Raw genomic sequence first — 13,965 nt, forward strand, 5'->3', positions numbered from 1 at the left:
GTGGCCGGCGGCGCAGTTCATGGTTGAGCAAACAGCATGTTCCCCGCAAGGCACAGACTGCCGGAGATGAATTTGCGAGCTTTGCGGCAGCGTTTGCTGCAATCGGACGGGGCAATTATACACAAAATGAAGGGCTTTTGCAACCGGCAATCCCACGGCGCCATCCACGGCAACGGCCTTGACTTTGGACGGCAGGATAGATACTTTGCTCCCCACCAAAATTCATCCTTTTCCCAAAAATCAGGAGTCTCGATGCTGGCGCGTTTGCAATCGCCGCTTGTTGCCTTGTCTCTGTTGTTGCTGAGTCTGAGTTCGCCCTGCCTGGCGCAGAGCGGCATCGCCAACGTTACGCTGCTGGCCCATCTCGACAATCATCAGGGCTACAGCGATTGCTGGGGCTATCGCGCGCCCGACGGCCGCGAGTACGCCATCCTCGGCGCGTGGGAGGGCACGAGCATCATCGAGACCACGGATCCGGCGAATGCGGTGGAGCGCGCATTCATTCCTGGGCCGTTTTCGCAATGGCGCGACATGAAGACGTATCAGCAATACCTCTATGTCGTCAACGAAAGCTCCGGCGAAATGCAGATTATCGATCTCTCCGGCCTGCCGCAGGTCGCCACCTTGGTCGCGGTCTACCCGGGGTTCGCTTCGGAGCCGCACAACATTTATATCGACGTTGCTGCAGGCGTGCTCTACGGCATCGAAGATTTCAACGCCGCCAGTCCGGTGCGCATTCTGAGCCTGGCTGATCCCGTGCGTCCTGAAGAACGCGCCATTCTCGGCCCCGGGTTGGGCACCGATGCGCATGATGCCTTTGCGCAAAACGGCATTTTGTACGTCGCCGAGGGCGTCAACCGCACCATGGGTTTCTTCGATGTCAGCAATCCAGCCGCGCCGCGGCTGCTGCGTCGCCTGAATTTTCCCAATGCCGGTTATGTGCACAGCTCCTGGGTGACGCCGGATCAACGCTACATGATTACCGCCGAAGAAACCGCCCAACGCACCCTCAAGCTGTGGGATATTCAGAATCTGAACGACATCAAACTAGTGGGAGAGTATTTGGGCGGCAGCCAGTTGGCGCACAATCCCTTCATGCTCGGCGATTTTGCCTACATCTCGCACTACCAATCCGGCTTGAAGATCATCGATATCGCCGATCCGCGGGCGCCCATCGAAGTCGGCAGTTACGATACGCATCCGCAAAACGAGCAGCCCGGTTTCGCCGGTGCGTGGGGAACCTATCCTTACACGCAGCATGGCGTCGTTTATGTCAGCGATATTCAAGCCGGCCTGTTTGTGGTGAAATTCAACGGCCGCCGCAGCCATCGTGTCTACGGCGCAGTGCGCGATGCCGCCACCAACAGCGGAATCAACAACGCCCGGCTCAAAGTGGTGGAATCCGGCACGATCACGCACGCCACCGCGACCGGCGCCTTTGCCACGGGGTATGGCGGCGAGGCGCAGCGTTTTTCTCTTGAAGCCTCGGCGTTTGGCTATTCCGCAAAATCTGTGTCTTTTACCACGGCATCGGCCAGAAACGACACCGTCACCATTACCTTGGCGCCTGCGCCGGCCGGCGCCATTGCCGGCACGGTGCGCTTGCCGGCACAAGAGCCGGCAGCCGGTCACACGGTTTATCTGCGTGTTCGCAGCGAATTATTGCAGGCTCCGATCGTGTACTCGCAAATCACCGACGCGCAGGGACATTACCGTTTCGACAATCTCTCCATCTCCGACGGTCCCTTCGCCGAGTACGACAGCCTGTGGCTCGCCTCGCGTTTTCCCTACGTCAGCCAGGCATGGCACAACGTGAGCGTGACCGCCGGCACGACCACGACGCGCGATTTCCAACTGCAGGCAGCGGACATTGTGCTCGTCAATGATGATCCGCTCGCTGATTACAGCGAGTACTATCGCGGCGCGCTGGCCGGCACCGGCTTGGCGATTTACGAGTGGCAAACTGCCAGCTACGGCAGCAACCTGCCGGTGACAACCGCGGCGCAACTCTCGTCGCGCACCATGATTTGGTTCACCGGCGATGCGTCGACCGCGGTGTTGAGCCGGGCCGAGCAGGACAGTCTGGCGCGTTTTCTCGATCGCGGCGGCCGGTTGTTTCTCTCCGGCCAAAATCTTGCGCAATCTCTGTTTGCCGAGAACAGCGCTTTTTTGCGCGACTATCTGCACCTTGAATATCTCGGCAACACCAATCGTTTCGTCCTCAGCGGCGCGGCCAACAGCCCGATTGCCGAAAGCGCCTCTTTGCTCGCCATTTCCGGAATGGCCGGCGCCAACAACCAAGTTTCGCCCGATGTGCTGCAACCAGTGACAGGCGGAAATGCCCGGCCGGCTTTCACCTACCTAAATGCCACGGAAGTGGGCGCCGTGACCGTGGCCAATGCCGGCAATGATGCCAAGATCGTTTTCTTCGGCTTTGGCTTCGAAGCCATTCCCTCGAACAATCCCCGCACGCTGACGCGGCCGCAAATGATGCAGCGCATTTTGGCCTGGTTCGATCTGGCGGTCACCGTCGCGGATCAATCGCCATCCGCACCGGCGGAATTCCGGCTCGAGCAAAACTATCCCAATCCCTTCAATCCCGAAACCACGATGCAATTCACCCTGCCATATGCGGCCGCGGTGAGTTTGAAAATTTACAACCTGAACGGCCAGCTTGTCGCCACGCTGATTTCCGGCGAGCTTGCCGCGGGCAACCATCGTGTGCAGTGGCAGGGCCGCACCGCGGAAGGCCGCCCGGCTGCCAGCGGCGTGTATGTTTGCCGCCTGCAAACAGAAGGTTCAACTTTGCAACGCAAGCTAACACTGTTGCGCTGAACCGCAAGTGCTGAAGTAGAACGCTATGCCGTAAGGCGCGCAAAGTCAGAATAAAATTCCAGAAGATTCTTCACCACAAGGCAGACATTCGAACCGCGTCGACGCGGAGTTTCAAAATCAAGAGAGTCCTTCTTCGCGTCTTGGCGGTGAGCTTTTGAAGTGAATAACACGGGCGTGTGCCTCAATCTTCACAGGATCCATACTGGATGACAGTTGGATGACAGTGGTGGCGAATACCTCGTGCGAGACAACAGTGCACAAATCGGGCTTATTGCTGCCCTCGGGCTTCAGGTTTCAGCTTGTCTGAAACCTGGCGTAGTGCCTTAGTAGTCAAATTTGTGCAAAAAAAGCAAAGATTTTTTCAAGGAGTGCCATTTTGATCTGTGTTTATACGGGTTTCGTAACACTTTTTCAAATCTCTAACTTTTGAGATTCTTGCTAAAAGAATTCACGCAAAGACGCAGAGCCGCAAAGGCCCGCAAAGGTTTTTCAATCATTTGTTCTCTTCATGAAAGTCTGAAGTCAAGATTTTCTTTGCGTATCTTTGCGTCTTTGCGTGCGCTGTTGTTTTTCTTTTTTGGTTGCGGCTCGTTGTGCTATTGATGAATGAAACCCGGGCCGCGCTGCCAGACGACTGATGATTCGCGGGCGCAGCGGCTCACTTGGAAAAGAGTCTGAATGAATCTGCCGGCAGGAAAAGATACGATCAACATCCTCGGCCTCTCGGCCTTTTATCATGACAGCGCGGCCTGCCTGGTGCGCAACGGCGAGATCGTTGCGGCGGCGCAGCAGGAGCGCTTCTCGCGCAAGAAGCATGATCCCGACTTCCCCGTAGCGGCCATTGCCTATTGTCTGCAGGAGGGCGGCCTGACGGCCGCAGAACTGGATTATGTCGCTTTCTATGACAAGCCCTTCATCAAATTCGAGCGCCTGCTGTTGACCTACCTGGCTTATGCGCCGCGCGGACTGGTCTCATTCCTCAAAGCCATGCCGCTTTGGCTCAAGCGCAAATTGTGGCTGAAGGATTACATCCAGAACGAATTGGGATTCACCGGCAAGGTCATTTTCCCCGAGCATCATGAATCGCATGCGGCTTCGGCGTTTTATCCTTCTCCCTTCACGGAGGCCGCATTTCTGACGATGGACGGGGTCGGCGAATGGGCCACTGCCAGCTACGGCGTTGCCTCCGGCAACACTCTCGAGTTGCGCGCCGAGCTACTGTTTCCGCATTCGCTGGGCTTGCTGTACTCGGCGTTCACGTATTTCACCGGCTTCAAGGTCAACTCAGGCGAATACAAACTCATGGGGTTGGCGCCCTACGGCGCGCCGGTGTATGCCGGCCTCATTCGCCAAGAGCTGCTCGATTTGCGGGAAGACGGCTCGTTTCGGCTGAACATGAGGTACTTTGATTACTGCGCCGGCTTGACCATGACCAACGCGCGCTTTGCCCGGCTGTTTGGCGGGCCGCCGCGCAAACCGGAAACGCCGCTGACCCAGCGCGAGATGGACCTGGCGGCCTCGGTGCAGGCAGTCACCGAAGAAATCATGCTGCGCATGGCGCGTCACGTGCACCGCGAAACCGGGATGAACAAACTCGTGCTGGCGGGTGGGGTGGCGCTGAACTGCGTCGGCAACGGTCGCCTCCTGCGGGAAGGGCCTTTTCAGGATATCTGGATTCAACCGGCGGCGGGCGATGCCGGCGGCGCGTTGGGAGCAGCGCTCTATGCCTGGTATCGCTACCTCGGCGCGGATCGCCACGTTTCGCCCAACGGCCGCGATGCCCAGCGCGGTTCGTATTTGGGCCCGCACTACCGCACCGCAGAGATTGAGAATTTCCTCATCGCCAATGAAGTCGCTTTCACCAAACTCAGCGATCTGGAAATCGCGCCGACCGTGGCCAAGCTGCTGGCCGAGGAACACGTCGTCGGCTGGTTTCAAGGCCGCATGGAATTCGGCCCGCGCGCGCTCGGCAGCCGCAGCATTCTGGGAGACGCCCGCTCGCCCCGCATGCAATCGCTCATGAATCTCAAAATCAAGTTCCGCGAGAGCTTTCGTCCGTTTGCGCCGGCGGTGCTGGCCGAGCGCGCCACTGACTACTTCATGCTCGACCGTGAAAGCCCCTACATGCTGCTGGTCGCGCCGGTGTTGGAGCGCTGGCGAATGCCCACGGATGAACACGGCGTGACCGGGCTGGACAAGCTCAAGATCATGCGCGCGACGATTCCTGCGGTCACGCACGTCGATTATTCCGCGCGCATTCAAACCGTGCACCCCGCCGACAACCCGCGCTTCTACGCGCTGATCAAAGCATTTGCCGATCTCACCGGCTGCCCGTTGCTGATCAACACTTCCTTCAACGTGCGCGGTGAACCCATCGTCTGCCGGCCCGCCGAGGCATTGGCCTGCTTCATGCGCACCAACATGGACTATCTCGTCATCGAGAACTTTCTTATCGCCAAGCGGGATCAGAAGCAAACCGTGCAGGATCTGAGCTGGCAGCAGCAATTCGAGTTAGATTGAGGAACATGTGCCGCACGAACCGAGGGGACGGAAGCGGCGGCTGAACTTCATTGCAGGGAGTGAACATGCTCAGGCAGGAAATCAAGAATCTTTCCGTTACGCCCGCCAAGCTGAGGTCTTTTGGCTTGACCATGGGCCTGCTGCTGTTGGCGCTTGCCGGTTATTTGTTCTGGCAGGAAAAATCCAGCGCAGGATATTGGCTCGCGGCGGCCGTGATTTTTGCGGGAGTGGGAGGGCTGGTCCCCAAGCTGCTCGCACCGGTTTATCGCGCCTGGATGACATTGGCGTTGGTGATGGGATTCGTCATGACACGGGTGATTTTGACCGTGTTGTACCTGGGATTGTTCACGCCGATCGGGTTGATCGCCCGGCTGTTGGGCAAGGACTTGCTCGAACAACGATGGAATCCCCAAGCGCAAACGTATTGGGTCAAGCGGACGGCCGGCGAGTTCAAACCCGAGGCAGCGGAAAAGATGTTCTAACGCGGTCAAATCAGCCAGGGGATCAACACGCCCAAACCGAGCAAGATGACAAACGTGAGAATCATCTTGTCGACGGCATAGGTGGCCCGGCTTTTCCAAATCCAGATGCTGATCACCAGTGCCAGCACGGCCGAGAGGATGAAGAAGTACAAATCGTTTCTGATGAGATGATAAATGCCCGCGCCGATGAAACCCCACAGCAGTGAGCCGCTGGCAATAATCGCCATAAACATGAAGCCCGAGCTGGTCGGTTCATCGGAATAGTTCGGGTCTTGCGACACGTACCGGCGCGGTTTCCGCGCGGCCAGGTTGGCGGCCACCACGCTGCGCGTGCGGATGAAAACATAGAAGACGCAGATGATTCCCACCACCAAGCCCGCCACCAATCCCACGATAATCGTTTGCATGATGTTTTCCTTCACAACCCGCTGCGGAGCTGTGTCAGGTCTCCTCGTTTTGTAAGAGTGCGCGGTCAACGGTTGACCAGCTTGAAATCTCCCGAGCCCTGTTTGTCCCGAAACACAAAGTAGCGGTCGCGATGCGGATAGAGCCAGACTTCGTAGGGCGAAGATCCGGCCTCTTCCAAGCGATGATGCACTTCCTGCGGCGGGCCATAGACGATATAGATTCGGCCGCGATCGGTTTCCCAGCCGGCTTTGCTCATGCCCGTGATCGCGAAGCGCGCCTCGGCAAATTTCACCCGGCGGTAGAACTCATCACGCAACTCGTTTTGATCGGTGCCGGGCGTCGGGTCGCGGCGGCGCCAGAAAGCGGCAATCAGGCTGTCACGCTCGGCCTCGCCGGCCGCGGCCAGACGCTGATACTCGTCCGCAGCGCTGATGTAGCGCAGCACGGCAAGCGGCATGCGCAGAAAATCGGAAGCCACCAGCCCGGCGGGGGCCTCATCAAAAGAGGGGAGATTCACCCGAAAATCGACTTCTGCCTGGGCGGTGTCGCCGCCGCAATGCGCCTTTACCCGCAAACGCTGCGGGCCTTGGTGCTTGAGCCGCCGGCCAAACGGTTCAAAGATCGCCATGCGATCCGCGGTCACGGCTTGCCGTTGCTCCCAGCGCTCGAGTACGGCTTTGCGCCAGTCCACGATCTCATAGGTCAGCGCTAGTGTATCTCCGGGCGTGGCGCCCGCGATTTCGAAATGGACGCCCTGCCGGTCATCCTGGCTGGTGAGCAGCGCGGCAAAATTGTATTGCAGAGTATCGCTATCCGGCAAACGATACCCGAGAACCAGCGAGCTTAATTGCAGCCGTTGCGGTTCACCTCCGAGCAACTGCAGCGGATAGCGGCGCTGCAAGCGTTTGCGCGTCTCGATATCGGTGATTTCCAAGCGCAGCTCATATTTGCCGTTCGCCACCGTGAATGAGGCTTTTTCTTCATTCAGATGTTGGCGATTATTGGTCTCGGCAAAAGACTCTGCACGCAACTGCCGTTTCCAGGTGCGGCCGGCGATGAAGTTCCCCGCCTCATTGAGGAGCGCCAGCGTGACCTCGTAGGCGGCGTGATAGCGATCGGGCTGGAGGCGGACGAATTGCAGCAGATCATTCACCAGTCCGAAGCGAATTTCGAGGCGCACGCGGCCGTCCGGCTCGAGAAATTGATAGGAGCGCAGAACAAACGCCGGCAATCCGGTGATGCCGCCGGTCTGAACTCGCCCGTTACCGTTCGGCGGTTGCACTTGTGCTGCTTCAGCCGTGGGTTGCGCCGGCACTCGCAACGGCATGATGGCCAGCAGCATCAGGCAGAGGCTGGCCGCGGGAAAATGCCCGCGGCGTGCCCAAAACCGCAGCGCTGGTGTTCTCCGGAAAATCACACTGCACATGTTCAACCAAGCAAACCTTGCCTTTTAGGACTGCGGCCATTCCGTTGACGGCATAATCTTACATTCAACACCGGTAAACTGCAGAGCTGCGCCGGCATCGGGCTCGCCGTGGAATCTGCCATCTTCCCGGCACAACCGAACAGGACGGTGCGGCATTTCTGCGGCGCAGGCCTGGCAGCCGCTGATCGTATTCTCTTACAACTCCGCGCCGAGTGAGAAATAGTATCGTGGCTTCGAGCTGGCCTGCCTCAGGTTTGTCTTCCAGGCAAGATCGAGACGGAAAAGCAGGATTCCCAAATTGGCACGCGCGCCAAGGCCATATCCCATCTGCACATCATGCAACCTGGGCACAGCAGAACCTGATCTGCGAAAAGGCTGAAAGTCCTCACGGCGGCCAAGCTCGCCGCGCCAGGCCGCGCCCAGATCGGTGAACAGCGTGCCGCGCACATTCTCCAAAGCCAGCGGCAGCGGCCAGCCCAGCAGCAATTGCCGAATCATCGGGTAGCGGAATTCGAGATTCAAGAGCATAAAACGATTGCCGGTTTTCTCATAGTAGTCGGTGCCACGCAGGGGCGTCTCGAAGCTGGCGAAATAGATGTCTTCCGGCCGGTCAATGCGGAGGCCGCCTTTGAAGCGTTGATTGAGCCAGTTGTCGAGGCCGCCGAGATAGAATTGCTGTGGCTCGCTGCCCTCGGAGAAGCCGCCGGCGAAACGCAGAACGAAGTTATACTCTTGGAAGAATTTGTAGTATCGCCGCACGTCGCCGCGCACGGTGAAAAACCCGAGTCCGTTGTGCGCCGCGATTTTGGGAGAGAAGCTCACCGCCAGCTCGGAACGGCTGCCGTTGTTGGGGCCGGTCCATCCCCACAGTGCCGTGTCCGTGACGTAGGCGAGATTGCCGAGCACCAGCCGCAGCCGCCGCACCGGCGTGCCGTTCTGGTGGAGAAATTCGCGATTGATGGCGAGCCAGGTGGCACCGGCCTCCAGGCGGCGAAAGGTGCTGAATGGCCGGGAGGCAAAGAGCGAGAGGCCGTAGTAGCGATCGCGCATCAGTCCGGATGGACTGCTGTAGAAGTACCAGGCGTTGTGGAATGCGCCGATGCCATAGTCCGTGCGCCGCGGCAGATGAAAGTAGCGCACGAGGTAGTTAGAATTGCGGATGTCGTAGAACAGATCCGTGATGAAATCGATGCGATGATCGCCGAGTACGTCGGAGAGCGAGATCTGCGTTTGCCCCTGCACACCGAAGAACTGGCTGTAACCGGCATTGCCGTAGACAATATCGGGCGTGAATTTGGTTTTGTAATCCCGCACCAGGTATTCGCCGTTGGCTGATTTGTACTGCGTGCTGTCGCCGAGGGCAACGCGTTCGGGCCGCGGCTGGACGATGCCGTTAGCGAAATCCTTGCCGAAGACGTATTGGCGATACTTTTCCGGTCCGTCCTCGGCGCGCCTGCCGGTGGCAGTGACTGCCACGCTGTCGGGCTGGGCTGCGCGTCTGGCCTCGAGCGCCTCCAGAAACGCCGTCTTTTCGAGCTGTATCATGCCCGGCTGCAGGTCGAGCGGATTCTTGAGCAAATAGACATCGTAGCCGCCGTTGAAAAAGGAAACGAACGTCAGGCGCGAGCCCTCGCCGGCCCAGGAAAGATGAAAGATTCCGGAGATGACATTTGTGATCGGATACTCCGTCTGCGTGGCGAGATCATGCAGATAGAGATTGGCAATGCCGGAACGATCGCTGGTGAAAACGAGCTTGTCGCCTTGCGGCGAGAAGACCGGCGACTTTTCCTGCGAGGGCGTATTGGTGAGGCGTGTGATTTTTCCGCCACTGGCCGCGCCTTTCGCCTCCACGAGGTACACGTCGAGATTGCGGTAATCGCTGCGCCAAATCTTGAAATCCGGGCTCAGACTGTCGGCCACGAGGTGGCTGCCGCGATCGCTGACGAATGCCAAGCGCGCGCCGTCGGGCGAATAGGAGGGATCGAGATCGCTGAAGACATCCTGCGTGAGCGGGCGAAGCTGTTCGGTTGACAAGTCAACCGCGTAAAGATCGCTTTGACCGTTGTGCATGCCCACAAACGCGATTTCATCTCCCCGGGGCGACCACGCCGGGGAAAAGACACCGTCCAGTCTGAATTTCAGGCTGCGCACAATTTTCTCTTGCCGGACGTCGACTAAATGCAGCGCATCCTGCGCGCCGGCCTTGGCGGCGAAAACAATGTGCGTGCCGTCCGGCGACCAACTGATGCCGGGCCGCAGCCAGTGCAATTCCTCGAGGTTGTCGGTTTTCTGGCCGCTGACCAACTTGCTGATGATCTTGCCGTCAAGGGTGCTCATCAGGTAGATGTCAAAATAGTCGGATTTGTCCGACAGGAAGGCGACCTGATCGCCATTGGGCGAGAGCGCCGCGCTGTTGTTGATGAAATTCCGGTAGGCCACGTGATCGGTGAGCGGGGTGCCGATTTCCTGCGGTTCCTGGCGGTTGGCGATGTCAGGCCAGTATTGCTTGCGCAAATGCTGGTGCCAGCGTTTGCTGAGATCTTCGATCTCGATGCCCAGAGATTGCCGCACGGCCCGCTCGAGGCTCTTGGTGATTTTGACCCGGCTCAAAAGCTCGCTGATTTTTTCCGGGCCGTATCTTTGGGCGAGATAGTAGAGTACCGCTTGCCCGCCCTTGTAGGCCAGAAAGCCATAACGGCTCAAGTCATTGATCGCGGGAACGTAGCCGTTGAGCGCGGCATCGCGCATGAACATGTCACTCTCCGTGTCCCAGCCGCGGCTCTCATACTCTGCCAAACCTTCGATGAACCACAACGGCATTTGCACGCGGCTCAGGCCGGTGAGAATCGCCTGCACACCTGAGCCATACACCATTTGCAGCATCACGGCATGAGTCAATTCGTGATGGATGACGTGTCGGAACTTCTCCCAGTCGCTATCATAAGGCACGACCACGCGGTTCTTGAAAAACTCGGTGAAGCCGCCGACCGCTTCCTCGGGCGGACCGAGACTGAGATTGGTCTGCTGAAAATCGTTGTGGCTGTTGTAAACCACGATCGTGATGCGATCATGCAACTCATAGTGAAAGTCCGACCGCAGCATCTCGTAGCTTTGCTCCGCCACTTCCGCGGTGAATTCCGCCAGCGACTCGCCGCCGGTGTGAAAGTAAATGTCGAAGTGCCGCGACTGAAGGTAGCGGGCCTTGAAGCTCTTGTATTGCACGTGATTTTTGCCAAAACTTTGGCTGTAGAGCGGCGAGAAAAGGGTGAGAATAACAAAAGCGGAAATGCCGCCAAAGGCGGGGAATCTAGGCGTCATGCGTTCTCCGTTGGCTGCGCTGCCGGCCCTGGCATCCTGCCTGCGGAAGATCAACGAGACCAAACGCGCTCAAAGTGCTTTTGCTGTGAAACACACCGAGGGCAGCAGGCGGCCGTCGCAGGTTTCACCTCCTGTGGCTGCGAAAGGACCGTGAGGCCGTCCGTCACTGCCAGGCTGGCGTTTCAGGAGCGAGCCGCCGAGCGGCATGCGCCAAAGCCCTTGACATTCAAGCGGGCGTTGCTTATTGTGGGCGCGTTGCTTTTCGACAGAAAGGACAATCCCTCGAGCGCAAAATGCAAGCAGGGCTTTGCGAACATTGTGTACATGTACAGGTCATTCACAGCCGTCGCGGAAGCCGCTTTTTGCTGTGTCGCAAGTCGGAGAGCGATCCGGCTTTTCCGAGGTATCCCCGCCTGCCCGTGACTTCCTGTCGAGGATTTGTTGCGAAATCGGAACGTAATGCCGGTTCACAATCATCGCGTTAGTGTCGGTCCCAAACCCCACCACTCGGGCGTTTCGTCATGAGCAAGGGTCAGTTCTGTTCGACGTGTGTACGCTGCGGAGCCAAACGCCCAGGCGGTTTCTTCATTTCTGAACAAACACGAATCAGTAGCCGCTCGAAATCACAGCCCGCTAACAATTGAGTTCTTGCAACGGCTTGGCCCTTGCATTGAAAACCTGAGAATTCTCAGAAAAGAAACTCAGTCAACCAGAATTGGCAGAATTTCATGTCTAACCTCACGATTTTCGGAAGAAACCCGCTGGCCGAGGCGCTGGCGGCACAAATACCGGTGCGCAAGATTGCCGTGGCACAGGGCACAGCGGGCGCAGAGATCGAAGCCTTGCTGCAACAGGCACGCGGCCGCAAGATTCCGGTGCAGTTTCTTCCCCGCCTGGAGTTGGATCGCCTCACCAAAACCAACAAGCATCAAGGCGTGGTGGGCTGGTTGCCGGCAGTGGAATACGTGTCGTGCGAGACCATGCTGGCCAAGGTCGAGCGCCGCACGCCCCGGGAAAAACCGGCGCTGATGCTGTTGGATGGGGTGGAGGATCCGCGCAACCTGGGCGCCATCATTCGCGTGGCGGAGGCGGCAGGCATGCACGGCTTGGTGATCACCAAGAACCGCTGCGCTGACGTTACAGCGGTGACCATCAAAACTTCGGCAGGGGCTGCTTTTCATTTGCCGCTGGCGCAAGTGGCCAATCTTGCCGGGCAGATCGAAGCGTTGAAGAAGCGCGGATTATGGATTGTGGGGCTGGATGAACGGGGCAAGCAAGCGGTGTTTGAAATGGATGCCAACATGCCGCTGGCCGTTGTGCTGGGCGGCGAAGGCAAGGGGTTGCATCGGCTGGTGCGCGAGAAGTGCGATTTTGTCTACAGCATCCCCATGCGCGGCCAAGTGGCCTCGCTCAATGTCGCCACGGCTGCCGCAGTCGCCTGCTATGAAATCGTGCGCCAACGCCGCGCGCTCAATCATTCGGCGAACCGGCCTCCGGATTCGCCGGCCGGCTCATGAAATCCGTATACCGGCTCTCGATCCTTCCGGCACGCAGCCTGCCGCTGGCAAACAGATCCCGGACGAAATCGGCATAGGTGAGACGTTCCACTTTCAGCCCGGACTCGAGGTACGAGTAGATCACTGCGGCCAAAATGTGCGCCCCGTTGTCGGTAATTCGCAAGTACTGACGCGCGGCCTCGTCGGTTCCGGCATTCGCAAGGTTAGTGCCCACCGGCAGCAATTGCCGCCGCCCTGCCAGCCATAGCTCAACCGCAACAACCAGTTCCTTGCGAAAATAATTCGACATGCCGTGGCCGCCGGCGTGGAGGCGCTGCGCTTTGATCAAGAAGCTGTCGGCTTGCAGCGCTGCGAAATCCGCAGCAAACAGGGAATCCACCAGGCGGTCGCAATAGGGATGCGCCATCTGCTCGTAGAAACTTCTGACCATTTCCCTGAGCGGATTTCTGATGTCTGTTGCACGTTGGTAACTGCTGAGCCGAAGCTCATGAGGATGAGCGAGCGCCAGGAAGAACACCTGCAGAGTGTCACGACCCTCAAAGTCAACGAGAAAACGCTTCAAATCTCCGACCACGTCATACGGCTGCAATTCCTGCCGGGCCTGCTCGATGCGTGCGCTGATGCCCGGCCAAAGTTGTTCCCGCCAATAGTTTTCAAAACCGCTGGATTGCAGGTGCTGCAGCACGACTTGCACGTGCGGTTTGAGGTCAACCCACTGCTTCCAATTGTTCTGGCTGGCGTAATCAGACTGCATCAGCCGATCGTAGATTTCTTTGTTGCGATCCAGGGCGCGCAGGATGGCGCTCAAGCTGCCATCCGCCGGCACAAATGACATCAGCAGGCTCAGGCGCGGGCCGGGCGGCCACTCCGGGCCAAGGATCTTGTCGATTTGCCCCAGCGCGGCCTTGACGGGCGCCGGCAGTTTGCTGCCCCATTGCTGATAGATTCCCGGGTAGAATTGGAGGTAAAGCGGCCGTCCCGCGAGAATGCCGATGAGATGGCAGACATCATATTTCAGAGAAGGTTGGACTGACCAAACGGTGGCAGGGGTGGGGATTGTCGCCGAATCCTTGGTGCCGCAGCCGGTTGAAAGCAGCGCGCACGTGATCCCGGCAAACAATCCTTTCCGGAGTTGTTGCATTCCCAGGTTTTTCCTCTCTCCGCATGGGGTGGAAATTCGCGAGGCCTGTTGACGAGCGGCAATTTAGAGGTTTTGCGGAAAAATGCAAGCTGACATGAAAAATCCCCAGGTCCCGGAGGACACTGGGGATTCTGAGGAGGAAGGAAAACGACTAAAGGAGGTAACGGATTCTGTTGTCACGTCACCAGGCTTGTCACGTTGCTGATTTCTTCTGCCCGGTGCGTCGATCCTTCTAACCGAGAATCGGGCAGATTTGTTCCCATCAAAATCTGTGACCCTGGAAACCTCTTCGAAATGGAAGGTTGAGGCGATGGATAA

Annotated in this window: 8 protein-coding genes; 4 read left to right on the plus strand and 4 right to left on the minus strand. The window is 58.3% G+C overall.

Annotation, left to right across the window (positions count from 1 at the left end; genetic code table 11):
* The first annotated feature begins 252 nt into the window (after positions 1-252).
* The 3 genes from L6R21_07685 (at position 253) to L6R21_07695 (ending at position 5,837) form a co-directional block, all read left to right on the plus strand.
* Positions 253-2,835 (plus strand): choice-of-anchor B family protein, encoded by a 2,583-nt coding sequence (locus L6R21_07685; protein ID MCK6559067.1) that lies wholly within the window; start codon positions 253-255, stop codon positions 2,833-2,835.
* 678 nt (positions 2,836-3,513) lie between these two features.
* Positions 3,514-5,355 carry a carbamoyltransferase gene (locus L6R21_07690; GenBank protein MCK6559068.1) on the plus strand — a complete coding sequence of 614 codons (1,842 nt, stop codon included), beginning with the start codon at positions 3,514-3,516 and terminating at the stop codon, positions 5,353-5,355.
* Between the two features lie 65 nt (positions 5,356-5,420).
* Positions 5,421-5,837 (plus strand): SxtJ family membrane protein, encoded by a 417-nt coding sequence (locus tag L6R21_07695; protein ID MCK6559069.1) that lies wholly within the window; start codon positions 5,421-5,423, stop codon positions 5,835-5,837.
* A gap of 5 nt (positions 5,838-5,842) precedes the next feature.
* Here L6R21_07695 and L6R21_07700 read toward each other — a convergent pair whose 3' ends face one another.
* From L6R21_07700 to L6R21_07710, 3 genes are all read right to left on the minus strand, one after another.
* Positions 5,843-6,244, minus strand: a complete 402-nt coding sequence (locus L6R21_07700) for a hypothetical protein (GenBank protein ID MCK6559070.1) — start codon at positions 6,242-6,244, stop codon at positions 5,843-5,845.
* Positions 6,245-6,309: 65 nt separating this feature from the next.
* Positions 6,310-7,662 carry a GWxTD domain-containing protein gene (locus L6R21_07705; protein MCK6559071.1) on the minus strand — a complete coding sequence of 451 codons (1,353 nt, stop codon included), beginning with the start codon at positions 7,660-7,662 and terminating at the stop codon, positions 6,310-6,312.
* A gap of 204 nt (positions 7,663-7,866) precedes the next feature.
* Positions 7,867-10,989 carry a BamA/TamA family outer membrane protein gene (locus tag L6R21_07710; GenBank protein ID MCK6559072.1) on the minus strand — a complete coding sequence of 1,041 codons (3,123 nt, stop codon included), beginning with the start codon at positions 10,987-10,989 and terminating at the stop codon, positions 7,867-7,869.
* A 728-nt stretch (positions 10,990-11,717) separates the two neighbouring features.
* Here L6R21_07710 and rlmB point away from each other — a divergent pair.
* Positions 11,718-12,506: a 23S rRNA (guanosine(2251)-2'-O)-methyltransferase RlmB gene (gene rlmB, locus L6R21_07715; GenBank protein ID MCK6559073.1), complete on the plus strand. Its 789-nt coding sequence runs from the start codon at positions 11,718-11,720 to the stop codon at positions 12,504-12,506.
* Here the strand turns inward: rlmB and L6R21_07720 are convergent.
* Complete coding sequence (locus L6R21_07720) at positions 12,460-13,647, minus strand: hypothetical protein (GenBank protein ID MCK6559074.1); 1,188 nt, start codon at positions 13,645-13,647, stop codon at positions 12,460-12,462. The two genes, rlmB and L6R21_07720, sit on opposite strands and share 47 nt — an antisense overlap.
* Between the last annotated feature and the right edge of the window lie 318 nt (positions 13,648-13,965).

The sequence above is a fragment of the bacterium genome, assembly GCA_023150945.1.
Lineage (GTDB): Bacteria > Zhuqueibacterota > Zhuqueibacteria > Zhuqueibacterales > Zhuqueibacteraceae > Coneutiohabitans.